This is a genomic window from Sulfurovum iocasae, assembly GCF_047716765.1.
Lineage (GTDB): Bacteria > Campylobacterota > Campylobacteria > Campylobacterales > Sulfurovaceae > Sulfurovum.
This window is the reverse complement of the sequence record NZ_CP180410.1, coordinates 442,309-468,301: the sequence shown is the minus strand read 5'-3', so window position 1 is coordinate 468,301 and position 25,993 is coordinate 442,309. Positions and strand designations below refer to the sequence as shown.

Here is a 25,993-nt window from a genome sequence, read left to right as displayed (position 1 = left end):
TTTATATGGAGGTATAAATATGAAAAAGACAGTATTATTGTTTCTTTCAGCGATTACTTTTAGTAGTATAGGGGTTGCAGGAGGAGATATCAATCTTGAGCCTGTAGCAGAACCTAAGGTAGTAGAAAGTATAGAGGGGTGGAACTTCCACTTTGCACCGTTGTTTTTATGGGCTATGGACACTGATGGTGCGAATACTATCGGACCAGTGTCTGTACCGCTTGATGTACCTTTTAGCGATGCTTTAGAAAATCTGGACATAGCCTTTACTTTTCACTTCGAAGCCAATAAGGGAGACTGGACTCTCTTTACTGAATATCAATATGTGAAGCTGGAACCCTCTGCGGATCTTCCTTTAGGCGGTTCGATGGGTGTTGATTTCAAGAACTATATGTTTGAACTCGGAGGTGCATATACTTTCAGTCGGAGTGAGCGTAGCCAATGGCAAGGAATCGGGGGACTTCGCTATACTAAACAGAAAGTGAAAGTTACCGTTACCCCTGCACTTCCGACACTACCTGTGCTTACTCCACTAAATGTATCTGAAGATTGGACCGATTTTTTTGTTGGACTGCGCAATATTTATAAAATCACCGACAAGTGGTCGCTGCTCAGTCGTGCTGATATTGGGGCTGGGGGTTCAGATTTGGTTTGGAACGCCTCTATGATAGCAGATTACCGATTTAATGAGTGGGGATCTGCATTTATTGGGTATAAAGTAATGGACTATGATTATGATAATGGTGAACGTGGGTTAAATACCTATGCTTATGATGCCACACTGCAAGGACCAGTACTTGGATTGAATATTCATTGGTAAGGTGCAGAGATTTGTAATTCCGATAAGATGAAAACTACACTGGTTTTCATCTTATCAATACAGATGATTCTTTGAAAAATGATTTTGTATATAACTCTAACAAAATCTTATAATCTAACATATTTTATAACGTTTATCGCTGTAGCGATACCTTTTAAGCCTTTTCAAGAAAGTAAAAACATATAACCTTATAAAACATGCCTATATAGTACATTTTATAAGGTATTGAAGTTTAATTACTAGAAGCCATTTTAAGCCTCCAAAATTTGATTCTATGAAGGATATACTAAAGATGTTTATCCTGTTTATTTAGCCGTTCTTGATGCATAAAACGTAGCAACAGAATAGGTAAACCAATATAAGAATTGAGTTATTTCGATCTTGATACAGTATATTATGAGAGAAATTTTTTGATTTGAATTTTTTTTTGAAAAACTCACACCCTTCACACCCAACTAAAATTCTTTGCGAAAAACTTTCACAAAAGCCCGTAACCCGTTAGCCCCGTAGTTTTAAATTTTGTGGGTTCAACGGGTTACGGGTTTTACAAAAAGTATTCCAGATTTTTCAACGGTAAAAGTTAGCATTTCAAAATCCTTGTGTTTGATTTCCTTTACCCTTACACTTTAATTGACCCTCTTCCCAGCCAAGACGGTAACTTTCACTATTCTTAAGTCTATTGTGGTCTTTGGTATAGTCACAACCAATTGTTCGGCAGGCATCCCGTACACCCTTTCTAAAATCTGCATCTCTATCAGAACCAAAATTGATACCTTGATGTCTGTAATCGTTATGGCTTATAGTTGAAGAGGTACAAGCACTGAGCAGAAGTACACTACATGTCACAAGAAATTGTTTTTTCATTTCTTATCCCTTTTATTGCGATATATATCATACTATAATATTTTTTTACTTACTATACAGAGTGGACGTTAAACACTAAACAAGAGATGCTTTAATAATATTTTTTTCTATAGAATTCTACAAAATTCCATGTACGCATTACAAATAAGATTTAATGAAAATTTTGGGGACAAACGTGGGGCAAAAATCGGGACAAATTCGGGACAAAAATTTAGACCTCCGACTCAAAAGGCGAAAAAATTAGTATGTAAAATTATTTTGATATAATCTTCAGGAAGTAAATAAATAAAGGGATTGTTCATAAATTAAGTGGTAGTAAGAGAGGGACTCGAACCCTCGACCTCCGGCTTATGAGACCAGCGCTCTAACCAGCTGAGCTACCTTACCACTATTGTGAAGAGACGGAATTTTAGCTAAATGATGCTTAGTTGTCAATAGTATTTTAGGTAAATTGGTTAAAATACGATTAAATTAATAATTATAAGGAAATTATCATGGCATTTGTACCATTAGCAAACAGAGTTCTTGTACAAAGAGAAGAACAGTCAAATACAACAGCGTCGGGGATCATCATTCCTGATACAGCAAAAGAGAAACCTTTACAAGGAAAAGTCATCGCAGTAGGTGTTGATGCAAAAGAAGATGGTATCAGTGAAGGCGATACTGTAGTATTTGCTAATTTTTCAGGTATGGAGATCACAATTGAAGGGTCTGAGTACCTTATCTTACTAAGCAAAGAAGTGCTTGGTCTAATAAAATAATAAAGGATTTTTAAAATGGCAAAAGAAATATTTTTTTCAGACAAAGCAAGAAGTGGTCTATATGAAGGTGTAACTAAATTGGCTGATGCAGTAAAAGTTACTATGGGACCCAGAGGTCGTAATGTACTCATACAAAAAAGTTTTGGTGCACCGCACATTACAAAAGATGGTGTGAGTGTTGCCAGAGAGATAGAACTTGTTGACAGTTTAGAGAACATGGGTGCACAACTTGTAAAAGAAGTAGCAAGCAATACAGCGGATGAAGCTGGAGATGGTACAACTACAGCAACAGTACTTGCACACTCTATCTTCAAAGAAGGGCTTAGAAACATCACTGCCGGTGCAAATCCTATTGAAGTTAAAAGAGGAATGGATAAGGCTTCGAATGCCATTATCGAAGAACTTCAAAAGATCTCTAAAGAGGTTAAAGACAAAAAAGAGATAGCACAAGTAGCAACCATCTCTGCAAACTCTGATGAAGCAATCGGTAACCTTATCGCTGAAGCGATGGAAAAAGTGGGCAAAGATGGTGTTATCACTGTTGAAGAAGCTAAAGGAATCAATGATGACCTTGAAGTGGTAGAAGGTATGCAATTTGACAGAGGATACCTTTCACCATACTTCGTAACCAATACAGAAAAAATGACCTGTGAGATGGAAAGCCCACTGCTTCTTATTACAGATGCAAAAATCACTTCTCTTAAAGATTTGGTACCTGTACTTGAGCAGATACAACAAAGCGGAAGACCACTTCTTATCATCTCTGATGACTTAGAGGGTGAAGCATTGGCAACATTGGTACTGAACAGACTTAAAGGTGTACTTAACATTGCAGCAGTCAAAGCACCAGGTTTTGGAGACAGAAAAAAAGAGATGCTTAAAGATATCGCTATCCTTACAGGTGCAACACTTGTTACTGAAGAGCTTGGACTTTCACTTGAAAAAGCAACACTTGCTGACCTTGGTCAGGCAACAAGAGTGGTAATAGACAAAGACAACACTGTTATCGTAGATGGGAAAGGTGATCCAGAAGCAGTGAAAGCAAGAGTAGGAGAGATCAGAACACAAACGGAGACTACAACGAGTGAATATGATAAAGAAAAACTCCAAGAGAGACTTGCAAAACTTTCTGGCGGTGTTGCAGTTATCAAAGTAGGTGCTGCAACAGAAACTGAAATGAAAGAGAAAAAAGATAGAGTAGATGATGCTCTTTCTGCTACTAAAGCTGCGGTGGATGAAGGTATCGTTATCGGTGGTGGTGCTGCACTTATTAAAGCAAGCCAAGCAGTAAAGATTGATCTTTCTGGTGATGAAGAAGTTGGTGCACAAATCATCCTCAGAGCTGTGTTTGCTCCTATGAAGCAAATTGCACAAAATGCCGGTTTTGATGCTGGTGTGGTTGCTGATAAAATTGCTCACAGCAGTGAAGCAAATCTTGGTTTCAATGCAGCAACAGGTGAATATGTAGATATGATCGAAGCAGGTATCATCGATCCACTTAAAGTAGCACGTGTAGCACTTCAAAATGCTACATCAGTTTCAAGTCTACTTCTTACTACTGAAGCAACTGTTTCAGACATCAAAGAAGCACCAACTGCTGCTCCTGCAATGCCAGACATGAGTGGTATGGGTGGAATGCCGGGTATGATGTAAGTTCCTGACAGGCAAACATCGAGGATATTACCCTTACGGGTATAAGTCCTCACCAAATAGCCCTTGAACTCCTATATTTAGGGAGATTTAGGGAGATTTTACTACTTAAACATTTCCTAAAAACTTTTACCTATTAAGCAGTTTTCATCAAAAAACTATCTCAATAATTTTTGAAACTCAAATACTGGAACTGGTTTTGAAAAATAATATCCTTGCATATAATCACATCCGTATGAGGCGATCATTTTAACCATTCTTTCATTTTCAATTCCTTCAACTACAATTTTCATTCCTAGATTATGTCCCAGTTCTATCATTGCTTTTACAATTCTTTGATCTTCTTGATTTACTAAAATATAATCTACTAATGTTTTATCTATCTTTAAAACATCAGCTGGGAATTTTTTTAAATAATCAAAAGAGGTATATCCTGTTCCAAAATCATCAAGAGCAATAGCCACACCTAAGTTTTTTAATTCCAGGAGTTGTGTATCTACTTGTCCTTCGTTGCTCATTGCAGAACCTTCGGTGATCTCAAATTTAATGAGTTCAGGATTGATTTGATGGTCTACCAACTGTTTGGTCACATTTTCAATAAAACCTTCTGTCTCGATCTCTAACAATGACATATTGATGGATACTTCAATTTGTTTAAATTTAAAAAGTTCCCAACGTTTTTGCTGTTTAATTACTTCTTCAAGAACATATCTTCCTATTTCAACGATAAAACCTGTTTTCTCCATCATAGGAATAAAAACATCTGGCGGTATTAACCCATATTTTGGATGACGCCATCGTATGAGTGCTTCGGCTGCAACTATCTCTTTGTTTTTCACCTCTATGATCGGTTGGTAATGAAGTTCAAATTCATTTTTTTCCAGTGCTTCATGCATCTCATTATAGAGTATCAGTTCGTCATATCCATGTTTCAATACATCAGCTTTATATATACTTATGCGTCCATGTCCACTCTTTTGAGCTTGTGCTAAAGCTTTATATGCATTATCAAAAAGATTCAGTGTAGGACCGCTTTCCGGATAAATACTTATGCCTATGGATGCAGTTAAATGCAACCTTACATCTTCCATTTTATAAAATGATACAAGCTGTTCTTGAAGTTGGTTACATAACATTATAATTTCATCAGATGACTCTACCGCAGGAACACTGAGTAAAAAGTCATTATGAAAGGTATGATACACATAGAAAGATGATTTTTTTGCCAGTTGTTCTAAGTATTTTGCAAACTTTATAAGTATTACATTGGCTTGTTCATAACCAATAATAGCTCGTAATTGAGAGAAATTATCTATATTTATCAGTACTAGTGCGAGCTTTTTATTGTCTAAGTGTACTTTAGAATAAAGAGCGTTTAGATCTATAAGTGCTTGAGACTGATTTGACAAATCAGTAAGTTTATGTCGGTATGCTGCAGATGCGCTTTCCTTCTCTTTACTTAAATTATGGATTGAAATAATATTCCACCATATTTTATATTCATCATCAATGGTAGAGCTATCAATATAGAGATTGACAGGTATCACATCTCTATCACTGATCAATAGTTTTGTCTGGAAGAACAAGGGTATCTTTTTTTGAGATGATTTTTCCCGTTTTTTTATCAATTCATCTAATGCTATCCAACTTTTTTTTACCTCTATTTTTGGTATTATTTGGAGAGGACTTTGCATAAAATCCTCTCCAAGTTTAAAAAGTTTTATCATTGTTTTATTTGCATAAATTACTTCTTGTTTATCCGAAAGTATTAAAATGGCCTCTTCTGAAATATCAAATGCTTTTTGAAGTACTTTTACTTTACTCTCAATCATTTCCTGTAATTTCTTTTTTTCTGTACGAAGAGAATATATATAAATGGGGGCAAGAAGGATTATCAATCCTATCAATACAAATAAATTTTCAAATGTAAGCAAATTATTTATATCTAATGAAAACTCCATACAGGCACCTTGTAATGATTGGATTTGTGATAATTGGGCTATCTTAATTATTTTAGGTAAGCCCCTGATTTTCTATACTATCTTCACAAATAGTTTGATATTTAGCTCTTAGATTATATACTATCTATTTTATACTTAAGCACCAAGATATTCTTCTAAGAACTCTTCTATGAAGAATATACTTTTTTACTCAAACATACAGCTTCAATTTTCACAGAGGCATCTTCAAGTACAAACTTTTGATCCACTTCCAAAATATCAAGTTCAATAGGCTGACCAGCCTGTGAAACTTGTGCCCATCCTTTACGGCATTGTAGTTGAGGATCACTCATCTCCATTTTTTTCATAAAATACTCTAAATGTTGCTCTTTTTGTTGTAACACAAAATATATATTTTGAGTAAAACTTTTTTGAATTTCAGGCAGATGTGAAGAGAAACGCTCTATTTTGTACTGTATGACCCGTCCAAACCCCTCTTCAAGCCGTTTAAACTCTATTTGTGCCTCTTTAAGTTGACGTGAAGGAGAAGACCTCAAAAGTATCTCTTCTACATGCTTTAACTCTCGCATAGACAGATACAGTTTTTGCTGTATGCTATGTTTAAAACGTTCGCTATATTCTCCTAGTGTATAAAGTATCTCTTGACTATCAGGGAGTATCATCTCTATAGCTGCACTGGGTGTTGGAGCACGTAAGTCTGCTACGAAGTCACTTATCATGACATCGACTTCATGTCCTACTGCACTAACTACTGGTGTTTGCATTTCAAATAGCGCATCTGCAACAGTCTCTTCATTAAAACACCATAGATCCTCAGTGCTTCCTCCACCCCGACCTACTACTACTACATCTACACCTAAACTGTCTGCATACTTCAAGCTTCTTGCTATCTGTAAAGATGCCTGTTCACCTTGTACCAAAGTATCGATGATAGTAACTTCTACCAATGCCCAACGCTTCTCTATGATCTTAAGCATATCATAAAGAGCAGCACTCTCTTTGGCTGTCACTAATGCAATTTTTTTAATATGTTTTGGGATGGCTTTTTTTCGATGTGCATCAAAATAGCCTTTGGCTTTGAGTCGTTCTTTCAATTGTTCATAGGCTAGGGCTAAAGCACCTTTACCATAAGGCTCAACATGCACAGCATAAAACTGATACTCTCCTCTAGGGGTATAAACTCCTACAGAGCCTTCTATGACAATATGCATCCCTTTTTCGATACGAAATTTCAGTTTGTTTGCATTAGAACGGAACATCACACATTTAATGGCACTCTCTTTATCTTTAACAGAAAAGTAGACATGTCCTGAAGTATGATAGGTTACAGAAGCCACTTCACCCTCAACAAGGATATGCATAAAAGTAGCTTCCAGAAGTGATTTTATTTTGGTATTTAACGAGCTTACACTCATCATTTGTGACATGAAACCTCCGTAGGATGTTGTGCCCTCACAACACCAATAAATCATTTTATTTGTGGTGTTGTCGGGGGGGGGGGACAACACCCTACATTATTTCTTCTGTGCAACCAAAAGTGTTGAGATTCCCATAGAGAAAGATTTGGTATACTTCATCTCAAATCCTGCTTCTTCTAACTCTTGGGCTAACATTTCAGTGGTTAAGAACTCTTCAATTGATTCTGGAAGATATTTATAAGCTTCATAGTTTTTAGAGATAAACCCACCTATTTTAGGTAAAACTTTTTTCATACCAAAGTCCACTACCTTATCTATCATACCACTTCTCTCTTGTTTTGTAAATTCTAAAATCATTACAATACCATTGGGCTTTAATACACGGTAGAATTCTTCTAATGCTTCTACTCTATCTACCACATTACGGATACCATAACTTATAGAAATAACATCAGTACTCTCATCAGCAATAGGTAGTTCTTGTGCTTTACCCTCTATAAACTCAGCAAAATCTACTTTCTTTTTAGCTACTTCAAGCATACCTACAGATGGATCAATTCCAACATACTTATCAACAGCTACACCGTTTTTCTGGGCTTGCTCTTTCCAGTAAATAAGCAAATCTCCTGTACCTGTTGCCACATCAGTTATTTGAGTTAACTCTTTTTGATCTAATATCTCAAATGCCTTATCACAACCTTTTTTACGCCACTGGATATCAATCCCCATACTCAATACTCTATTAGCTAAATCATAAGTTGATGCAATATCATCAAACATATGTACAATTTTATCTTGTTTTTCTTGTTTATCTGTGAGTTTTTCAATGCCCAATTTGTCTGCTCCATATCATTAAATCTACATCTTTTTTTACAAGATGTAGAAACTGTAAATTCATTGTAATATTATAGGTTAAATTGTTAGTAGAGAGCTTAGGCGTTTGATAAATAAGCATCCAGTCTATCTTATCCCTTAATGCATTCATCATTCCCTCTCCACCCTCTACCATAACAAATGAAGGTTTAGATAAAAATTCCAGCTCATCACCTATATTTACTTCTCTGTTTTTTATAGAAAACAGTGGTATAGTTCTATCAAAATTATCCTGTTTTGAATATATCATTACATGAGGAGCCTTCCCTTCTGTAAATCTACAGTCTAACGTCGGTCTATCTTCTCTTACAGTATTTCCACCTATAAGTAGTCTATCACATACTTCTCTGAGTTCATGCACATGTGTCAAAGAAGCTTTTGAGCTAAGGTACCCTCCTCCTATACGGCCATTAGAAGTCTGCGCAAGTTTAAAAAGTACAAAAGCTCTCTTTTGCCATATCATAAAAGGCTCAAGCAAGGCTTTACATTCCTCTTCTAATAGACCTATACTTGCATTTTCCAACTTCTTTATACCCTCATCATGCCCCTCAATAGGGTCTTTAATACCTATAACAACTTTTGAGAGATTCAGTGATTGTAAAAGTGAAGCACAAGAGGGGGTTTTTCCTTCGTGGGAACAGGGTTCAAGTGTCACATAGATCGTACATTCACTAAAAAATCTTGGGGGGAGGGTTAAAAGAAATTGATGTGCTTTTTTTGCATCAAACATATCGAAGTTGATAGTTGTTTGTGAAAGTGATTCATACGCTTTGAGCAGTGCCAATACTTCAGCATGTGAAGTACCTGCTTTTTGATGTGCTTCTATGGCTAAGATCTTACCATTTAAAGTCACTACTGCACCTACTGCAGGATTTGGATAGGTTAAGCCTTGGTATTCCCAAGCCTTATTAAGGGCAAGTTGCATGCAAAATTCATTTTTCATAGCAACTTCTCCTTTATTTAAAAACTAAATTTAGTTCCAGTCAAAATATGTTTTTGCAGTACCTAGTTGACTATAAGAAAATGACTCTTCACCTTGTTTCGTTTCAACAACAATACCATCATTATCTGCACTTTTAAGTATACCTTTGAGTTTATCTTCACCAGTGATTTTAAGTTTCACTTTTTCACCAATAGCATTTTTAAAGTGTACAGGCTTTGTAAGTTTTCTCTCTATCCCAGGGGACGATATCTCTAAACGGTATCTTTCGCTCATAGGGGGATGCACATCAAGGAAAGGTGAAAGTTCATGTGAGATCGTTGCACACAGATCAAGACTTACTCCACCTACTTTAGTTACCAATACACGAAAGATAGTTTCATCAAACTCAGTTACTACTTCTGTATCATACAAGGCTGCACCGTTGGCTTCAACAATTTTAGCTATTTGTGTTTCAAGATTCATCCTGATCATCCTCTTTTTTACTCTTACGGCCTTCAATTTGTTTAAAAAGGTCTTCTATACGACTTACCTTTTCTAACTGATGGTCAAACTCAAATGTAAAACGTGGTGCTTTAAACCAACCTTCACTTTGTTTACAATGATTTTGTATGTATCCGGTAACTGTTCTTAGCTGTTTAAGTGCTTCGCCTTGCTCTTTTTCACTTAAAAAAGAGGTGTCGAGATATACCTTTGCATCAGATCTACCTTTGGAACAAACAACATCCGTCACAGTAAGTCCATTGATACGTTCATCATCCAACGTACCAAGTGCCTCAGGAATGATCTCTTTAAGTACAGACTCTACTCTGTGACGTTTAATCTCTTCGTGGGTCATAGACTTACTTGTTCCTCAACATCTTTAAAGGTCTCGATCACATCACCCTCTTTAATATCATTAAAGTTTTCAAGCATGATACCACACTCATAACCATTTTTCACTTCTTTAGCATCTTCGTTGAAACGTTTAAGAGATGAAATAGTACTTTCATAAACCACAACACCATCACGGATAAGTCTAGCTTTAGAGTTTCTTGTGATAGAACCGTCACTTACTTTACAACCGGCAATTGTTCCTACTTTACCAACTACAAATGTCTCACGTACATCGGCCTGTCCTGTTACCTCTTCAGTGATCACTGGACTCATCATACCGCCAAGTAATGCTTTTACATCATCAAGAAGATCATAAATGATAGAGTACGAACGTATCTCAATACCCAACTCTTTAGATTTCTTCTTCACTGCACCGGTAGGACGAACGTTAAATCCAAGTACCACTGCATGCTCAGATGCATCTGCAAGTGTAAGGTCACTCTCTGTTACCCCACCAACACCTTCGTGGATGATATTTACTTTCACTTCTTCATTTCTAAGTTTCTCTAAACTGCCTTTGATAGCTTCAAGAGAACCTTGCACATCTGCTTTGATAATAACAGGAAGTGATTTGAGTTGTCCCTCTGCAATAAGTGCAGAGAGATCATCAAGTGTTGCTTTTGTACTACGAGAGAGTTGTTTTGCTCTATCATATTCAGCTCTCTTATCAGCCAATTCACGTACTTCTTTGTCTGTATCCATAACGACAAGCTCTTCACCAGCCCCCGGTACTTCATTAAGTCCAACAATAGCTGCCGGTGTACTTGGTCCTATCTCTTTCACAGAAGTTCCATCGTCTACCTTGATCGCTTTGATACGACCATATGTTTTACCTACAATGACATTGTCACCTACATGAAGCGTTCCGTTTTGGATGATCACATTTGCTACTGGTCCAAAACCTTTTTCAAGTGATGCTTCAACAACAACTGCTTTAGCTTTTCTATCTGTATCTGCCCTAAGTTCCATAAGCTCTGCTTGAAGCAGGATAGTTTCAAGTAAGTCATCTATACCCAATCCTGAGTGTGCAGAGACAGGAACAAACTCATACTCTCCACCCCAGTCAGTAGCCATAACATCTATCTCAGCAAGCTGTGCTTTAACGTTATCTGGATTTGCACCCTCTTTATCCATTTTGTTCACTGCAATGATCATAGGAACACCTGCTGCTTTAGTGTGAGCTATGGCTTCTTTAGTTTGAGGCATTACACCATCATCTGCTGCTACAACAATAATAACAATATCCGTTGCCTGAGCACCCCTCGCTCGCATAGCAGTAAATGCCTCGTGACCTGGAGTATCAACAAAAGTAATTTTTTTACCGTTCTTTTCTACCTGATATGCACCAACATGTTGCGTAATCCCACCGGCTTCTTTATCTGCCACTTTTGCTGAACGTATTTTGTCAAGAAGTGATGTTTTACCATGATCAACATGACCCATAATGGTAATTACAGGTGGTCTTTCTTCTGTACTTTCATCTTCCACTGCATCATAAGCATCTGCATAATCCAATTCATCCAGTGGATTAACTGTAGTCACTTCAACTTCAAACTCTTCAGCCAATATTTCTATTTCATCTTTATTTAAAAAGTCATTTTTAGTTACCATCATGCCAAGTGCAAAGAGTACACCGACAACTTCACCTATAGAACGGTTTACTTTTTCAGCAAACTCATAAACTCTTACATTTTCAGGGATCTCTACAGAAGTAACCACCTCTGTGTTCTCTTCTTTCACATACTTCTTACGTTTACCGCCACGCTTAAGAGAACGTCTCTGTTGAGGTCGGAATGGTTGTCTACCTTTTACAGGCCCACCATTCGCTGCTTCTCTTTTTTTCATCTCTTCTTTACGTTTCTGCTCTTGTCTCATCATCTCTTCATAAATGTTTTTATCTGAAAAGTCCAAAAGTACAACTTCTTCTTCACCAAAACCAGAACTTATCTCACCACCCATACTGCTATGGCTCAATATGTCAAGTTTTTCACCACTTTCTCTAGCTTCTGCTATTTTCTTTGGTTTCTTTTTAGCCACATATGGTGTTTGATCACCCATAGAAATTCTAGTTCCTGCTCTTACAGGAGCTGGCTTTGCTTTTCTAACGATTTTGATACCAGTACGGGAAAGAACCCTTCTTTTTGGTTTCTCTTCACCCTCTTCTGTAGTTGCAGGTACAATTTCAGGTTCTGTTTTTTTACTTACAACAGAGATACCTTTACGTTTTTTTACCTCTTTTACTACAGGCTTTTCTTCCACAACTGTCTCTTCTGTAGCAATCTCTTCTACCACAGTTTCAACTGTTTTTTCTGATACTGCTTCTGTAGATTCAGTTACTTCTTCAGCAATAACTTCTTCGGCAACAGTTTCTTCAGTAACAACTTCTTCAGTAACAGTTTCTTCAGTAACAACTTCTTCAGAAGGTACAGCTTCAGCAACCTCTTCAACTACTTTTTCTTCTACTGCTGCTTCTACTTTTTTCTTGACTACAGTGATCTTGGATTTACTACCTGGCTTCTTGAAACCTTTTGGCAATGTTCCGCTAATCGCATAATCTACGAGAATCCCGGCATTTTCCATGCTGATAGTACTGTTGGCTGCTTTTACATCAAAACCTAATTCTTTGGCTTTGTCTAGCAGATCCCCGTTTGACAATCCCGCTTCATCTGCTATTTCTTGGATTTTAACTTTATCCATTCTTCATTAACTCCTTTAAAAGCTTAACAAATCGTTCTTCATCTTGTTTGAAACGTTTCGTTAAGCCTTTGATTTTTTTTTCATTTGTACTGCAAATATCACAAAGGTAAAAACTTCTTCCTCTACCATCAAATGCTACTACATCTTTACCCTCTAGTTTTAATCGTATCAAAGTATTTTGAGGATATCTACTACGGCAGGCGATGCACATTCGTACAGGCTGTGATTTTTTCATCGCGTATTATACCTAAAAAAAGATTAACCCAAACTATCATGTTTAGATTGAGCTTTCAACCTAATTTTTGGTACTGACTCCATTATTGTCTAGAGAGAGTGTAAAAACTCTAAAGTGCGGGAAACGTGCTTGTAAAGCTTGTGCGATTTTATCTGCATCTTTATCATAAGCAAGATTGAAAAATGTAGAACCTGAACCTGAAAGTGTACTCATCAGAGCACCATGCTTCAGTGCAACTTTTTGTACATCAAAAAGTTCCGGCATCATTTTCATACGTCTTGCCTGATGTAGCTTATCTTTAGAGGCAATACGCAGCAGATCCCAAGACTCACTCATGAAAAGTGCTGTCATATACGCTGCTCTTGAAAGTGAATAAACCATCTCTTCTTTTCTATACATCTTAGGCAGCACTGTGCGTGACCTTGCTGTAGAAATGGTACGATTAGGAACTACTACCACTGCTCTTAAATAGTCCGGCATACGTCTCTTTTTACTGTAAACACGGTCTCCCTCAACACATGCAACATTAAATCCACCCATCACAGCCGGTGTGATATTATCAGGATGATGCTCGTAACGAAGTGCTTGGTTAAGGATCTCTCTTTTATTATACCTTGTACCTGATGCTGCATAAGCACCACTCAATGCTGCAACGATCACTGCAGAAGAACTTCCAAGTCCTCTTGAAATTGGTATACGATTATGAAATTCAAACCTGAAGTTATCCAGTCTGCCATCTGTGAGTCGCTTATAATTTTCGTTAAAAATACTTAAAAATAGAGAGTTTTTCTTGATCTTGGGATTATCTGCACCCTCTCCATGTGTTGAAATACTCAAAAATTTTGAAGGCTTGATAATAATTTCATTTCTTAGATCTACTGCAAGACCCAAGGTATCAAATCCTGGTCCTAAGTTTGCCGAAGTGGCCGGTACGCTTATAAACATCGTTGCTTCTTCCGTTAGACAGCTGGCAGTACATACTCTGGTGTAGATTCTTCATCTAATTCAAGATCATGAATACTCTGAGGTAATGTAAACTTTGCATTTACCGGCTGTTCATATTTTTTTGTAATTATAGTCTCTTTTTCCTTGATAAAATAGAGGTTGCCCACTGCTTTGATAGGTTGACCTCCATTTAAGGCAAAACCACTACAACCAAAACAGGGTATCCCACGTGTGATCTCTATAGTTTTCAACATAATATAAGTGAGTTTTATTGCCATATAAGAACCAGGTCCCCGCGTATAGATAATATTAGAAATATCATATTCATCCATACATTTATTCAAAAGAGGTAAAAGGATTTCAGAGGTTTTTTTATCACTGCTCATTGTGTTAATGAGCAACCCATCCTCATAAACCCCTATAAGAAGAGGTGAAGAGATAGAGATAACAAGGAGTTGATATTTATGCGAATGACTTGGCAAACGCTCTACTTTGTAACTCTTCAACTGCTACAAGTTCGTAGTTTTTACTGTCAGATAGTAACTTGGAAGTGAGCTGATAGTTGAGATTGTGACTCCCCGCAAATGACTCATACTTTGCCAAGATATTATGTCCTGAGACCATCATGTCACCCATGGCATCTAATATCTTGTGTCTTGCAAATTCATTGTCAAAACGTAGTCCTTCAGGATTCAACACTTTATGATCATCTAGTCCTATAGCATTTTGCAGTGTTGCTCCAAGTGCAAGATTTTGACTTTGTAAATACTGGATATCTTTAGCAAACCCAAACGTTCTTGCTCTGGCTATCTCTTCTATAAAGTTATGCGTAGAAAAATCAAAACTTTCACTCTGCTCACCTATGACAGGGTGGTCGAATTTGATCCTAAAGTCAAATTTTGCACTATCATGAGGTAAAAGACGTACAAATTTATCGCCATCCTGTACCTCAACGGGTTCTTTTACACGAATAACCTTTTTAGGAGCATCTAACTCTTCTACACCTGCTTCATCAAGCAAAAGGCAAAAGGAGATGGATGAGCCATCCATAATAGGCATTTCATTACCATCAACAATGACACGAAGGTTATCTATACCATACGCATAAAGTGCTGAAAGAAAATGTTCGATAGTCGAAATATACCCTTTTTGACTACCTATCACAGTAGCCATACGTGTATCAATAACACTTTTAGGAGAGAGGGGTATGCTCATTGCTAGATCTTCACGATAAAATATGATACCTGCATCTGCTGACAGTGGCTCAAGTCTAAGCTTAATAGGCTCACCTTTATGCAGACCTATACCAATAACTTCAACAGGTTTTTTGATGGTTCGTTGTTGCATTACGCTCTCTCCTTTTCTAAAAATTTCATGTTATTATACTATAAAATATAAATAATTGCAAAAGTTTAACATTTTCCTATGAACTATTTGTGAATTACTTTCCAACAATAATCTTATCTGCCGTCTTAAACACATCATCTATATTGGTCTTGATCCACTTTCCGTCAAACCACTCTACAGGTCTTACTTCAATACCTTGTACCAACACACCAAAATGAAGGTGATCTCCAAGTGCGAGTCCCGATACCCCTGTTTTCGCGATAGCTTGTCCAGCACTTACCTCATCACCTTCTTTTACAAGTAGTTGTGAACAGTGTCCATAAAGTGTATAAAGCCCCAAACCATGGTCAATCATCGGCATATTCCCATAAATACCATTTTCATTAGCATAGACTACAGTACCTGCATTTGATGTCTTGATCACTGCCATTTTTGTACTCGCCAAGTCAAATCCTACGTGATAAGAATGAGATACTTTATTCTCTTTAGTCTCATAATAATAGTGTCTTTCATCACCATGACTTCCTACTTTAGCAGCATTCTTAAGAGGATAGAATTTCTTCATCTTCCATGAGTCTATCATGTCATTTGAGATTTTAGCACCTAAAGCATGAATAAGATCTTCATTCTTTAATCTCATAGTTTCATTAATAGCTCTAAGTTTTTCAAGTTTATTATCTATACCTGCATACTCAGGATCACTGGAAGCCAGATCTGTAATTTTTCCATCGATAAATTTATCTTTTGCCCTAATCCATGAAACCTTATATTTATGCTTTTTAAGATAAAAGGGGATATCTTTTACACGTTTATTTTTTGCTAGATCAGTAGCAATAATTTTTGCAGAAAAACTTGTTTCGGTAAATGGCCAAGCTATAAGTACAGCATAATAGCCCTCTTTTTTATACGGTTGTGCCTGAAACTTTTTCCCAACAGCTTCAATATACATGGTATCCAGGTTTTCATCTTCTGCTTGAAAAACAACTAGCGCACTTCCCCCTTGTGTAATGCTATATGAGTTTGAAAGTACATTAACATTAGGTCGCTTATAATCCACATTGATGTTTATAATTTTTTCAACTTTATTACCTGCAAATAAGTTCCACATACTGCTATCATTCACAGATACTTTCAATGTTAAACGTTTCGCTTTTGGATCAAGTGTTTTGCTTTGTGGATATTTAACCAACAGTGTTTGTTCTTTTGTACCTCTTGTAAAATTTCCTTGTCCCACAATAAGACTTTTCTGTCCATCACTTAAAATAAGTTCAAAATTTTCCAATCCTGTATTATCTGTCAATTTGATCTTGAGAGGGTCTTTACGATTCCAAAACATACTGTCACTGCTATGCACTTCAGGGGTCACTCTCTCAAATTCAGGAGCAGTATAGATATACCCTGCTCCAGCAAGTAAACCTAATAATAACAGCCCACTTACTATCTTGCTTCCACCTTTTCTACTACTGCTTTTTCTTCTCATTATACTAATCCTAATTCTTTTATCTTTTCTAGAATTCTATCTATACTTTCTTGTAATCCACTTTCTTTCATGATGAAACCTGCTGCCACTTTATGTCCACCTCCGCCAAAAGCAGAGGCAACTTGACTTAGATCTACACTTTTGCTGCGTAAAGAGATGCGTATCCCTTCATCTAACTCCATAGCAAAAAGTGCTATTCTAACAGTCACCAAAGACCTTGCATAATCAACAATACCTTCCATATCCGGTACAGCAGCACCTGTGGCCTCAATATCTTCTTTTGTCACTCTCAATACCGCTACTTTTGCTTCCTCATGCAGCGTCAAGGAGTTTAAAGCTTTTTCTAAAATACGCAAAGAGCTTAAAGGACGTCTTTGTGTAAAGTTATACGCTATCACATCAGGCTTGGCACCTGCATCAACCAATGCATGTGCTACATCAAACACCTCTTTATTCACAGATGTTGTCGTAAAATATCTTGTATCTGAAAGCAATGCCGTATAAAAACAGGCCGCTGTATCTGCATCTATAATATACAACTTTTTGAAAAGTGCAAATGCTACCTGTGAAGAAGATGCATGATCCGGTATAACAACATTAATGTTCCCATACTGAGTATTGCTTCGATGATGATCTATATTAATAATATCTCTACCATCAAGATCAAATCCCAGTCTATCTATACTTCCACAGTCACAAGAGATAATCAAACTATTTGCATACTCTATTTGATGTTTTATTTTATCAAAACCGGGTAGAAAATCAAGATGAAGAGGTAAGGCTTTTGAACCATTCACTACTTCAACTCTTTTTGTTTTATCTTTTTTTAGCAAAGTATATATACCTAGTGCTGTACCTATAGCATCCGCATCAGGGTTAAGATGAGAAAGTATGGTAATGCACTCTGCACTTTGTATTTTTATTTTTACTTCCTCGTAAGGAAACAGTGTTGTTGTCATTGTCATCCTCAACTATACACTAATAGTGTTAACACTCTATTACTTTTCTACCTTCCACTTTCTACTTTCATGGAAAGGTCGATCCAGTTTGCCTGATGTATCACAGAGCCCGAACTGATGGCATCTACTCCGGTTTTTGCTATAGATGCTATAGTGTCAAGTGTTACATTACCACTGGCTTCTAGCAAGATATGCGAGTAATTTTCATTTCTGAAGGCTACAACCTCTTTGGTCTCGTCTAAAGACATATTATCACACATCACGATATCGGCACCTGCTTTCATCGCACGTTTAACCATCTCTAAATTCTCACACTCGATCTCTACTTTTGAAGTAAATGGTATCTTTTGGCGTACCTCTTTCATAAAAGCATCCAGATCATCAATGGTTTGCAGATGCGTATCTTTCAGCATCAAACAATCATCAAGTCCCATACGGTGGTTTATCCCCCCACCGCAACGTACAGCATACTTCTCAAACTCACGAAGCAGTGGTCTTGTTTTTCGGGTATCTAAGAGTTTTACACCTGTCTCTTTAATAGCTTCCACATACTGGGCTGTCAAAGTTGCTATAGAACTTGCATGCAGTACCATATCTAGGATAGAACGTTCCAAAGAGAGAATGGTTTTAGAATCACCAGAGATAAAGAGCAGTTTTTTCCCTTTTGTGAATGATTCACCATCTCTTACTTCCCATATAAGAGAAAGGTCATACATCTCTGCCAACGCTTCGACATACTCACGTCCTGCAAAAACCCCATCACTCTTAGCGATGATATATGCACGTATGGGCTTACCTGTGCTTATACGGGAAAAAAGATCACCTCTACCTACATCTTCAGCTACTAAAGCTTTTAAAAAAGTCTCTTTTAACATAGGTTTACTTTATTGCCAACATACGTTCAAGTGCGAGGTTCGCATATTTCACTGTATGTGGATCAATAACTATTTCATTAATAGGCTTGTTATCTTCTATCGATTTAAGTGTAAGATAAAGATCTTCAAGCGTCGTTTCATTCATCGTAGGACACTCCGGTTTGGTTGAAGAAAGCACATAAGTATTACCTTGTCTCATTCTGTTTACCAGGTTATACTCTGTACCGATAGCCACTTTTTCTTCGGGGTCAAGGTCATTGACATACTTGATAAGCTGTGATGTTGAACCGGAGAAATCTGCAGCTGCAACTATTTTAGGATCACACTCCGGGTGTACTGCTATTTTAATGCCAGGGTATTTATTGCGATAAAACTCTATATCGTCTAATGTAAAAAGTTGGTGTACAGAACAAAAACCGTTAAAACAGATGATATCTGCCTCTTTAGGATCACACTCACCTACACCTATCACACAAGACTTCAGTCCCATCTGTATGGCAAAGTTCTGACCTAAACATCTATCTGGAACAAAAAGGATCTTTTTGCCACTCTCCAGCCCTTTTTCAATGATCTTAAAAGCATTGGATGACGTGCAGACCAGTCCCCCCATCTCACCTACTTTTGCCTTCACTGTCGCATCTGAATTGATGTAGGTGATAGGTAAAATATTCTCTTTAGCGATACCACGTTCTACCATATAATCCACAGAGTCATCAAAATAACTTCCATCTATCATACGTGCCATCGCACAACAGGCGATCTTAGGCATAAGTACACGCTTCTCAGGAGCTATAACTTTGACACTCTGTCCCATAAACCCAACACCGCAAAAAACAACCCACGGGTTTTTATCTGCTTTACATTTACGTGCAAGCTCAAGACTGTCACCGGTAATATCTGCCATCTCAAAGACTTCATCACGCTGATAGTAGTGTGCAACCACTGTTACATCAAGTTCTTTTTTGAGTCTGTTTATTTCTGTTTTGTAATCAATACTCATTTAATTATTATCCTTCTTCTTGCAGTGCAAGCAAAGCCACACTTCAATTCATATCACTAAAGCTACGACTAGCGTCGAGAATTTAGTTCTTTATGTATAATTTTGTAGATATTTTATCAAAATTCGGTTAAAATTGCATCATAAAATTAAATTGTGGAAAAATCATGGAACTATTCAATCAAAACATCATACTCTATCTAGCAGCATATCTTATAGCAGGAATTCCTTTTGGATATCTTTTAGCCAAACAGTTTGCAGGAGTAGACATCAAAAATGAAGGAAGCGGAAACATAGGTGCGACCAATGTTCTGCGTGTGGTAAAAGAAAAAGATCCTTCTCTTGCCAAAAAACTGGGTGCAGCAACACTCTTTTTGGATGCGATCAAAGGTATCGTAGTTATCTTGGCAGCTAAAATGTTAGGGGCTCCTGAAAGTGTATTGTGGACAATAGCTGTACTTGCTGTTATTGGACACTGTTTCTCGGCATTTCTGTTTTTTGAAGGCGGAAAGGGAGTTGCGACAGGCTTTGGTGTACTGCTTGTCATGATGCCTATTCCTGCACTGATTGCCATTGCAGTATGGTTGGGTGCAGGTAAAGGCTTGAAGATATCATCACTCTCTTCACTTATCGGACTTATTGCATTTCTCATCGCTTCATATATACTCTATCCCGAAGTACCTGGCATCGGTTCCCATGCACCTATCTGGGTCATTGCACTGATCATCACTTATAAACATATTCCAAATATCGTACGACTCTTCAAGAAAGAAGAGGGTAAAGTATAACCAGGAGACTGCCATGACTATACACATAGAAGCCCTTGCCTTTGATGTTATCATCGGTTTGCTTGACTTTGAACGAGACAGACCACAGCGTGTCATCATTGATCTGGAAGCTTCATATGACTATAGAGATAAAAACTTTATCGACTATGCAGACATGGTATTTTTGATACAAAAAGAACTCAAAGAAAAACGCTATAAACTTCTTGAGGAAGCTCTACTTGGCATAAAGGCATTACTTTGTGCGACATACCCACACATTCAGACACTTAGACTTAAGATTTCAAAACCAGATATCTTACCACAATGCTCTGTTTCATTAAGTCATTTTTGGGATTTTTCTTAACCTATTCAAATTTTAAAAAAACTTTCAATAACGCTATTTTTATGCTATAATATTAAATATAACTTAAAGATAAAGGTTAGTTTATGAGAGTATTAATCATAGAAGATGAAGTTGGACTAGGCAAAACACTTTCCCAGTTACTTACAGAAAATAATTATCAATGTGATGTAGCAGAAAATCTTGGTGATGCCAAATATTATCTTGACATCAGAAACTACGATCTGGTACTGTTTGGATGGGCAGAAATGGATGGTAATAACATAAGTCTTATCGCTGATATAAAAAAGGATGCGCATAAGACATCCGTCATTGTTCTTTCTGAGCGTAAAGACAAAGAGAGCGAGATTGAAGCTTTGCGTGGCGGTGCAGATGATTTTATCAGAAAACCTCTTGATCATGACATTTTACTTGTGCGTATCGAAGCGAAACTTCGTTTCGGTGCCTCCAATATCATAGAGATCGAAGATCTCATCATCAACCCGGAAGAAGAAAAGATCATCTATCAGGGAAATGAGATAGAACTCAAAGGTAAACCGTTTGAAGTCTTGACTCACCTCGCGATGCATAAAGACCAAATTGTCTCTAAAGAACAGCTTCTTGATGCCATATGGGAAGAACCTGAACTTGTTACACCAAATGTCATTGAAGTGGCCATTAACCAAATTCGTCAAAAAATGGATAAACCACTTGATATTACAACAATCGAGACAGTAAGAAGACGTGGTTATAGATTCTGTTTTCCTAAAAAAATATCTTAATTGATCTAACTCATATCTCATAAAGGAAGCGTAAAAACGCTTCCGCTCCTTCAAAAACAACCAAGAAAAAATTTTTTTATTCTATTTTAAATAAAGCATAAGCAATGTTCCGTTATAACTCGTATAAATAACTTATATAGAGCATATTTAAGAGACTAAATATAGCTCCAACAGAGGATAGAATGGCCCTTTTAATAACTGATGAATGTATAGCTTGTGATGCTTGTAGAGAAGAGTGTCCCAATGAGGCAATTGAAGAGAATGATCCGGTTTATCTTATTGATTCAGATAGATGTACTGAGTGTGTAGGTCATTTTGATGAGCCTCAATGTATTGCAGTATGTCCTGTTGATTGCATTATCTCAGACCCTGACAATGTTGAAAATATAGAAGAGCTAAAATTTAAATTCAACAAAATTCAAGAGGAAGAGTAGAAATAAGTCATGGCTAAACGAACCGCGATCATTGATATCGGTTCAAACTCAGCCAGACTTGTTATCTTCGAAAAAACCAGCCGCTATGGCTTTCATCTTATTTGCGAACAAAAATCTAAAGTCCGCATCGGAGAAGGTGCTTATGAGAAAGAGGGTCATCTCCAACCCATCGGTATACAAAGAGCTTTTTTAACCCTCAAATCCTTTCTCCACACTATCCAAAAATATCAAGCCCATAAAACACTCTGTGTGGCTACCTCCGCACTTAGAGATGCCCCCAATGGTAAATTCTTTGTACAGTGGATACAGAGTGAACTTGGACTAGCTATCAAAATAATCGATGGAAATAAAGAAGCAAGATATGGTGCTATAGCCGTAAATAACTTGCTTCCTATCCATGAAGGTATCACTATAGATATAGGTGGTGGTTCCTCGGATATGGCTCTCATCCAAAAGGGTCAACTTTTCGATACTTATTCTCTTAATTTAGGTACAGTAAGACTTAAGGAACTCTTCTTTGATAAAGAGATGCCTCTTTGCGAGATAAACCAAAAAGCAAAAGCATACATCGCAGATGAACTGAAAAAGCTTCCTAAGCACTTTAAACACTCTTTAGCCATAGGGATAGGTGGAACAGCAAGAACGCTTAGTAAGGGTATAATGAAACAATGTAATCACCCTCTGGATAAACTACATGCTTTTACCTATAATGCAAACAGACATAAAGCCTATCTTGAGAATATACCTCTCTCATCTGCAAAGAATTTAAAGAAATTCGGGCTTAAAAAAAACCGATATGATACGATTAGAGAAGGTACACTTATTTTCAATGAAATACTAGCTTTCATTGGTGCACAATCTGTAATCACCAGTTCTGTGGGAGTGAGAGAAGGGGTTTTTCTTGAACAATTACTAAGAGAGGACAATCTCAAATTTCCATACACTATCAACCCAAGTATCACCTCTATTTTAGATCGGTTCAATCCTCTAGACAATATAGAGAAAAAGAAGAAAAGCAAACTCAAAATTGCTTCGAAACTTTATACCAAACTCCAGATAGATATCAAAGATGAACAGCAGTATGAGTCTGAACTGCTTTGGGCAGTTAAACTTTCCAGTATTGGAAAAACACTCACTATATATAAATCACACCAGCATGCATTTTATATTGCGATGCAAGAGTTGAATTATGGTTTTACACATGAACAGATGCTTCTCACTTCACTGCTTTTACGTATGCATGGCAAAGAATTACTCAATAAACCTCTCTTTCAAAGTTTTGAACCTCTGCTGCCCCAAAAGCAAACACTTCTTTGGTTAAGTTTCATTTATACTCTTACAGTATTTTTACATGAAGCTTCCAACTCTGCCAATATTGAGTTCACCTACCATAATAAAACACTACTCATTACTTCTGATAGACCTCTTTATCTCGCTAAAGAAAAAATAAAAGCTTTAGAAAAGCCTGTACCGTTTGCAATTATTATAGAAGATGAGAGTAAGGTACCGAAGAATAAAGAGTTAGGGATATATCAATAAGTAGCGTGGGCAGGAATGCCCACAATATGAAAATACTAGAATTTGGTTCCCATAGAGAATTCAAAGGTAGCTGTATGATCATATGGTTCATCATCAATAGGATAGGCGAATACAAGGTTGATCGCTCCAAAAGGAGACTGCCATTCAAGTACTACACCTGTTGAAGATCTTGCAATATCATTACCTGCTATAGATTGTGTATCAAAATCTATATATCCGGTTTCAGTACGTACAGGATCTGTGCGTATTACACCATAATCATAGAAGGCTGCCAGTCTCATCTTTGCTGCTGCCGAGAGAGGAATACTCGCTTCAATAGTACCAGAAGCACGTTCAGTACCACCAATTCTATCACCTAAAACATCTGGAGAAAGTGAGTATGGATCATATCCTCTTACGCTTCCTATACCACCCATAAAGAGTCTCTCCGCAATAGGGATATACTGATCATCACCGGATATGATCTTCGTATACCTTGCTTTAAATCGTAAAATAAGGTCATAATCTATAATATCTTCCATTCCATAATAGGCTCCAAAACGTGCTGACACTTTAGTAAAGTTATCAAACTCTGTATATCCTCTATCAAGATTCTCTTGTTTCATGACACCATCCATTTGTGCAAGTTCAGCGTTAAGTGAGGCAATAAACCCTTCTCTTGGCATATAGAAATCATCTGTATTGTCAAATCTTATACTTGCAAAACCTGAAATTTTTTCATACTGGTCAGCATAAAAGGTAGGGTCAATACCTCCAATTGGATTATAGGTCTCATTATATGTAGATTGGTTATCAACGTAACCTAATCCTACTGAACCATAAAAATGTCTAAAGAACTCTCTACCTACATTCAATGAACCACCAAGCTGATCTTGCGTATAGTCGATATACTCATAATCTCTCTTATAGAAACTCAGTCCCAAACTATACATACTGTCCCATACTTTCGGATTGACAAAAGAGAGATTATAGTTCTTTGAAATCTTTGAAATTTCAAAACCTAAAGTACTATTGATCCCTGAACCAAATATGTTTTTATCTGATACCGAAGCATTGACCATCAAACCTTCATAACTTCCATATCCACCACCTGCAGAGATAGTACCTGTAGATGTTTCTTTTACTTTAACAAGCAGGTCGATCTTGTCTTCGGAGACTCTCTGACTTTGAATATCTACACCTTCAAAGAAACCTGTTCTTCCCAGTGCACTTTTACTGTCTTTAAGATCTGTTGCATTAAATTGATCACCAGGGGCAAGATAAACATATCTACGGATAACTCTGTCTTTTGTTGTGTCGTTACCTGAGATCAGTACATCATTGATCGTTACTTTCTGTCCCGGTTGGATCACATACTGAAGATTGACGATCCCCTGTTCTGTATTTTTACGCATATTGGGAGAAACTTTTGCATACGCATATCCAAGATTTCCTGCTGCATCTTGAATCATTTTCATATCTTTACGCATACGTGTGATATCGAAAACACGACCTTTTTTAAGTAAGAGGTCACTGAGCAGATCTTCACTGTTAATCCCCTCAACATCCTGTGCAATACTCACGTCACCTACACGATACTGAACACCCTCTTTGATCTGATAATCCACCTCTGCAGTGTATGAACTGTAATCCACACGCATTAGCGGCTTACTAACATAGGCATCCAGATATCCATTTTTCATATAGGTTTCTTTTACTCTATACGCATCATACTCAAGCTGATCTACTTTTACTTCACCATTGTTAAAGATCGGTATCCAGCCAAGAAAATCTTCTTCCTGGTTGGCAAGGTCTGTTTCAAGATCACTCTGACTTAACTCTGACGCACCGATAAAATTGAGCTTTTTGATCTTGATCTTTTCACCCTTGTTTACATCAAAAACAACTGAGACTGCTCTTTTTCCTACAGGTGTAGTGGTTACTTCAACAACAGAGTCATAATTACCTTTACTCTCAAGTTTGGACATAAGTGTCTTCTTTGCATGTTGAATACGCGCATCATCATAAAGGTCACCTTTTTTAATCCCAATACCCTTTAAAAGCTCTTCTCCTTCATCACCGGAACCAAAACCTTTAACTTGAAGATTGGCAATAGCCACCTTTTCTTCAAAATGATAAATAAGCACACCACCTTGTCTATCCACCCATATATCTTTAAAATACCCTTGTTCAAAGAAGTTTAGAATAGATTGGTTGATCTTATCATTGTCCATCTGGTCACCCACACGGATATCTGCGATCTCCAATGCAACACTAGGAGAGAGGTGTGCAAGTCCTTCAAATTTGATCTGTGTCACTTTTTGTGCCAAAAGTAGTGATCCTATCAACATCCAAGCAAGAAGTATCTTGAAGGGAGCAATTTTCTTTATCATAGTCAAGCCTTAGTATAATTTGCTAATATTTTATCTTTTTTTCAATAAGAGGCTCATAATA

General features: G+C 37.1%; 25 protein-coding genes and 1 tRNA gene. 8 read left to right on the top strand and 18 right to left on the bottom strand.

Annotated elements, in window-relative coordinates; genetic code table 11:
- Positions 1-19 precede the first annotated feature (19 nt).
- Positions 20-820, top strand: coding sequence for a hypothetical protein (locus ACLHDG_RS02390; RefSeq protein WP_415407395.1), 801 nt, complete (start codon positions 20-22; stop codon positions 818-820).
- Positions 821-1,408: 588 nt separating this feature from the next.
- On the opposite strand, the gene ACLHDG_RS02385 is transcribed toward ACLHDG_RS02390, so the two are convergent.
- Both ACLHDG_RS02385 and ACLHDG_RS02380 read right to left on the bottom strand, forming a co-directional pair.
- Entirely contained in the window at positions 1,409-1,684 is a 276-nt protein-coding gene (locus ACLHDG_RS02385) for a hypothetical protein (protein WP_415407394.1), read from the bottom strand.
- A 310-nt stretch (positions 1,685-1,994) separates the two neighbouring features.
- Positions 1,995-2,071: transfer RNA gene (locus ACLHDG_RS02380), tRNA-Met, on the bottom strand.
- Between the two features lie 107 nt (positions 2,072-2,178).
- Here ACLHDG_RS02380 and groES point away from each other — a divergent pair.
- Both groES and groL read left to right on the top strand, forming a co-directional pair.
- On the top strand, positions 2,179-2,445 hold the full coding sequence (gene groES / locus ACLHDG_RS02375) for a co-chaperone GroES (RefSeq protein WP_415407393.1): 267 nt from the start codon (positions 2,179-2,181) through the stop codon (positions 2,443-2,445).
- A gap of 15 nt (positions 2,446-2,460) precedes the next feature.
- Positions 2,461-4,098 (top strand): chaperonin GroEL, encoded by a 1,638-nt coding sequence (groL, locus tag ACLHDG_RS02370; protein WP_415407392.1) that lies wholly within the window; start codon positions 2,461-2,463, stop codon positions 4,096-4,098.
- Positions 4,099-4,253: 155 nt separating this feature from the next.
- Here groL and ACLHDG_RS02365 read toward each other — a convergent pair whose 3' ends face one another.
- From ACLHDG_RS02365 to nadA, 15 genes are all read right to left on the bottom strand, one after another.
- The gene (locus tag ACLHDG_RS02365) at positions 4,254-6,056 is read right to left on the bottom strand and encodes an EAL domain-containing protein (RefSeq protein ID WP_415407391.1); all 1,803 of its coding nucleotides are present in this window, start codon (positions 6,054-6,056) and stop codon (positions 4,254-4,256) included.
- Between the two features lie 167 nt (positions 6,057-6,223).
- Positions 6,224-7,483 carry an exodeoxyribonuclease VII large subunit gene (gene xseA, locus ACLHDG_RS02360; protein WP_415407390.1) on the bottom strand — a complete coding sequence of 420 codons (1,260 nt, stop codon included), beginning with the start codon at positions 7,481-7,483 and terminating at the stop codon, positions 6,224-6,226.
- 87 nt (positions 7,484-7,570) lie between these two features.
- Positions 7,571-8,308 (bottom strand): bifunctional demethylmenaquinone methyltransferase/2-methoxy-6-polyprenyl-1,4-benzoquinol methylase UbiE, encoded by a 738-nt coding sequence (gene ubiE / locus ACLHDG_RS02355; RefSeq protein ID WP_415407389.1) that lies wholly within the window; start codon positions 8,306-8,308, stop codon positions 7,571-7,573.
- On the bottom strand, positions 8,298-9,290 hold the full coding sequence (gene ribD, locus ACLHDG_RS02350) for a bifunctional diaminohydroxyphosphoribosylaminopyrimidine deaminase/5-amino-6-(5-phosphoribosylamino)uracil reductase RibD (RefSeq protein ID WP_415407388.1): 993 nt from the start codon (positions 9,288-9,290) through the stop codon (positions 8,298-8,300). Before ribD ends, ubiE begins: the two co-directional genes overlap by 11 nt.
- Before the next feature lie 30 nt (positions 9,291-9,320).
- Complete coding sequence (gene rimP / locus ACLHDG_RS02345) at positions 9,321-9,752, bottom strand: ribosome maturation factor RimP (RefSeq protein ID WP_415407387.1); 432 nt, start codon at positions 9,750-9,752, stop codon at positions 9,321-9,323.
- Entirely contained in the window at positions 9,742-10,125 is a 384-nt protein-coding gene (gene rbfA, locus ACLHDG_RS02340) for a 30S ribosome-binding factor RbfA (protein WP_415407386.1), read from the bottom strand. The genes rimP and rbfA overlap by 11 nt, the downstream gene beginning before the upstream one ends.
- Positions 10,122-12,860 (bottom strand): translation initiation factor IF-2, encoded by a 2,739-nt coding sequence (gene infB, locus ACLHDG_RS02335; protein ID WP_415407385.1) that lies wholly within the window; start codon positions 12,858-12,860, stop codon positions 10,122-10,124. The genes rbfA and infB overlap by 4 nt, the downstream gene beginning before the upstream one ends.
- The gene (locus ACLHDG_RS02330) at positions 12,853-13,095 is read right to left on the bottom strand and encodes a DUF448 domain-containing protein (RefSeq protein ID WP_415407384.1); all 243 of its coding nucleotides are present in this window, start codon (positions 13,093-13,095) and stop codon (positions 12,853-12,855) included. Before ACLHDG_RS02330 ends, infB begins: the two co-directional genes overlap by 8 nt.
- A gap of 60 nt (positions 13,096-13,155) precedes the next feature.
- Positions 13,156-14,040, bottom strand: a complete 885-nt coding sequence (gene thrB, locus ACLHDG_RS02325; protein WP_415407383.1) for a homoserine kinase — start codon at positions 14,038-14,040, stop codon at positions 13,156-13,158.
- 14 nt (positions 14,041-14,054) lie between these two features.
- Positions 14,055-14,522 (bottom strand): hypothetical protein, encoded by a 468-nt coding sequence (locus ACLHDG_RS02320; RefSeq protein ID WP_415407382.1) that lies wholly within the window; start codon positions 14,520-14,522, stop codon positions 14,055-14,057.
- Positions 14,503-15,387: a UDP-3-O-acyl-N-acetylglucosamine deacetylase gene (gene lpxC, locus ACLHDG_RS02315; protein WP_415407381.1), complete on the bottom strand. Its 885-nt coding sequence runs from the start codon at positions 15,385-15,387 to the stop codon at positions 14,503-14,505. Before lpxC ends, ACLHDG_RS02320 begins: the two co-directional genes overlap by 20 nt.
- Positions 15,388-15,481: 94 nt before the next feature.
- Positions 15,482-16,867 carry a M23 family metallopeptidase gene (locus ACLHDG_RS02310; RefSeq protein WP_415407380.1) on the bottom strand — a complete coding sequence of 462 codons (1,386 nt, stop codon included), beginning with the start codon at positions 16,865-16,867 and terminating at the stop codon, positions 15,482-15,484.
- On the bottom strand, positions 16,867-17,826 hold the full coding sequence (locus ACLHDG_RS02305) for a DHH family phosphoesterase (protein WP_415407379.1): 960 nt from the start codon (positions 17,824-17,826) through the stop codon (positions 16,867-16,869). Before ACLHDG_RS02305 ends, ACLHDG_RS02310 begins: the two co-directional genes overlap by 1 nt.
- 47 nt (positions 17,827-17,873) lie before the next feature.
- Positions 17,874-18,701, bottom strand: a complete 828-nt coding sequence (gene nadC, locus ACLHDG_RS02300; protein WP_415407378.1) for a carboxylating nicotinate-nucleotide diphosphorylase — start codon at positions 18,699-18,701, stop codon at positions 17,874-17,876.
- Positions 18,702-18,705: 4 nt separating this feature from the next.
- Entirely contained in the window at positions 18,706-19,701 is a 996-nt protein-coding gene (nadA, locus tag ACLHDG_RS02295) for a quinolinate synthase NadA (RefSeq protein WP_415407377.1), read from the bottom strand.
- 164 nt (positions 19,702-19,865) lie between these two features.
- Here nadA and plsY point away from each other — a divergent pair, with 164 nt between their 5' ends.
- From plsY to ACLHDG_RS02270, 5 genes are all read left to right on the top strand, one after another.
- A complete protein-coding gene (plsY, locus tag ACLHDG_RS02290) occupies positions 19,866-20,486 on the top strand; it encodes a glycerol-3-phosphate 1-O-acyltransferase PlsY (RefSeq protein ID WP_415407376.1) in 621 nt (206 codons plus the stop codon).
- A gap of 13 nt (positions 20,487-20,499) precedes the next feature.
- Positions 20,500-20,829, top strand: coding sequence for a dihydroneopterin aldolase (locus ACLHDG_RS02285; RefSeq protein ID WP_415407375.1), 330 nt, complete (start codon positions 20,500-20,502; stop codon positions 20,827-20,829).
- A gap of 83 nt (positions 20,830-20,912) precedes the next feature.
- Positions 20,913-21,587 carry a homeostatic response regulator transcription factor HsrA gene (gene hsrA, locus ACLHDG_RS02280; RefSeq protein ID WP_415407374.1) on the top strand — a complete coding sequence of 225 codons (675 nt, stop codon included), beginning with the start codon at positions 20,913-20,915 and terminating at the stop codon, positions 21,585-21,587.
- A 182-nt stretch (positions 21,588-21,769) separates the two neighbouring features.
- Complete coding sequence (locus tag ACLHDG_RS02275) at positions 21,770-22,021, top strand: YfhL family 4Fe-4S dicluster ferredoxin (protein WP_415407373.1); 252 nt, start codon at positions 21,770-21,772, stop codon at positions 22,019-22,021.
- A gap of 9 nt (positions 22,022-22,030) precedes the next feature.
- The gene (locus ACLHDG_RS02270) at positions 22,031-23,560 is read left to right on the top strand and encodes a Ppx/GppA family phosphatase (RefSeq protein ID WP_415407372.1); all 1,530 of its coding nucleotides are present in this window, start codon (positions 22,031-22,033) and stop codon (positions 23,558-23,560) included.
- Positions 23,561-23,595: 35 nt separating this feature from the next.
- On the opposite strand, the gene bamA is transcribed toward ACLHDG_RS02270, so the two are convergent.
- Positions 23,596-25,932, bottom strand: a complete 2,337-nt coding sequence (gene bamA, locus ACLHDG_RS02265; RefSeq protein WP_415407371.1) for an outer membrane protein assembly factor BamA — start codon at positions 25,930-25,932, stop codon at positions 23,596-23,598.
- Between the last annotated feature and the right edge of the window lie 61 nt (positions 25,933-25,993).

Excerpts from the sequence above, each read along its gene's own strand:
- xseA (WP_415407390.1), bottom strand. The coding sequence starts at position 7,483 with ATGTCACAAATGATGAGTGTAAGCTCGTTAAATACCAAAATAAAATCA.
- ACLHDG_RS02330 (WP_415407384.1), bottom strand. The coding sequence starts at position 13,095 with ATGAAAAAATCACAGCCTGTACGAATGTGCATCGCCTGCCGTAGTAGA.
- ACLHDG_RS02270 (WP_415407372.1), top strand. The coding sequence starts at position 22,031 with ATGGCTAAACGAACCGCGATCATTGATATCGGTTCAAACTCAGCCAGA.
- hsrA (WP_415407374.1), top strand. The coding sequence starts at position 20,913 with ATGAGAGTATTAATCATAGAAGATGAAGTTGGACTAGGCAAAACACTT.
- rbfA (WP_415407386.1), bottom strand. The coding sequence starts at position 10,125 with ATGACCCACGAAGAGATTAAACGTCACAGAGTAGAGTCTGTACTTAAA.
- ribD (WP_415407388.1), bottom strand. The coding sequence starts at position 9,290 with ATGAAAAATGAATTTTGCATGCAACTTGCCCTTAATAAGGCTTGGGAA.
- lpxC (WP_415407381.1), bottom strand. The coding sequence starts at position 15,387 with ATGCAACAACGAACCATCAAAAAACCTGTTGAAGTTATTGGTATAGGT.
- ACLHDG_RS02390 (WP_415407395.1), top strand. The coding sequence starts at position 20 with ATGAAAAAGACAGTATTATTGTTTCTTTCAGCGATTACTTTTAGTAGT.
- ACLHDG_RS02275 (WP_415407373.1), top strand. The coding sequence starts at position 21,770 with ATGGCCCTTTTAATAACTGATGAATGTATAGCTTGTGATGCTTGTAGA.
- nadC (WP_415407378.1), bottom strand. The coding sequence starts at position 18,701 with ATGTTAAAAGAGACTTTTTTAAAAGCTTTAGTAGCTGAAGATGTAGGT.
- ACLHDG_RS02310 (WP_415407380.1), bottom strand. The coding sequence starts at position 16,867 with ATGAGAAGAAAAAGCAGTAGTAGAAAAGGTGGAAGCAAGATAGTAAGT.
- groES (WP_415407393.1), top strand. The coding sequence starts at position 2,179 with ATGGCATTTGTACCATTAGCAAACAGAGTTCTTGTACAAAGAGAAGAA.
- ACLHDG_RS02285 (WP_415407375.1), top strand. The coding sequence starts at position 20,500 with ATGACTATACACATAGAAGCCCTTGCCTTTGATGTTATCATCGGTTTG.
- ACLHDG_RS02305 (WP_415407379.1), bottom strand. The coding sequence starts at position 17,826 with ATGACAACAACACTGTTTCCTTACGAGGAAGTAAAAATAAAAATACAA.
- nadA (WP_415407377.1), bottom strand. The coding sequence starts at position 19,701 with ATGAGTATTGATTACAAAACAGAAATAAACAGACTCAAAAAAGAACTT.
- thrB (WP_415407383.1), bottom strand. The coding sequence starts at position 14,040 with ATGTTTATAAGCGTACCGGCCACTTCGGCAAACTTAGGACCAGGATTT.
- infB (WP_415407385.1), bottom strand. The coding sequence starts at position 12,860 with ATGGATAAAGTTAAAATCCAAGAAATAGCAGATGAAGCGGGATTGTCA.
- groL (WP_415407392.1), top strand. The coding sequence starts at position 2,461 with ATGGCAAAAGAAATATTTTTTTCAGACAAAGCAAGAAGTGGTCTATAT.
- rimP (WP_415407387.1), bottom strand. The coding sequence starts at position 9,752 with ATGAATCTTGAAACACAAATAGCTAAAATTGTTGAAGCCAACGGTGCA.
- plsY (WP_415407376.1), top strand. The coding sequence starts at position 19,866 with ATGGAACTATTCAATCAAAACATCATACTCTATCTAGCAGCATATCTT.
- ACLHDG_RS02385 (WP_415407394.1), bottom strand. The coding sequence starts at position 1,684 with ATGAAAAAACAATTTCTTGTGACATGTAGTGTACTTCTGCTCAGTGCT.
- bamA (WP_415407371.1), bottom strand. The coding sequence starts at position 25,932 with ATGATAAAGAAAATTGCTCCCTTCAAGATACTTCTTGCTTGGATGTTG.
- ACLHDG_RS02365 (WP_415407391.1), bottom strand. The coding sequence starts at position 6,056 with ATGGAGTTTTCATTAGATATAAATAATTTGCTTACATTTGAAAATTTA.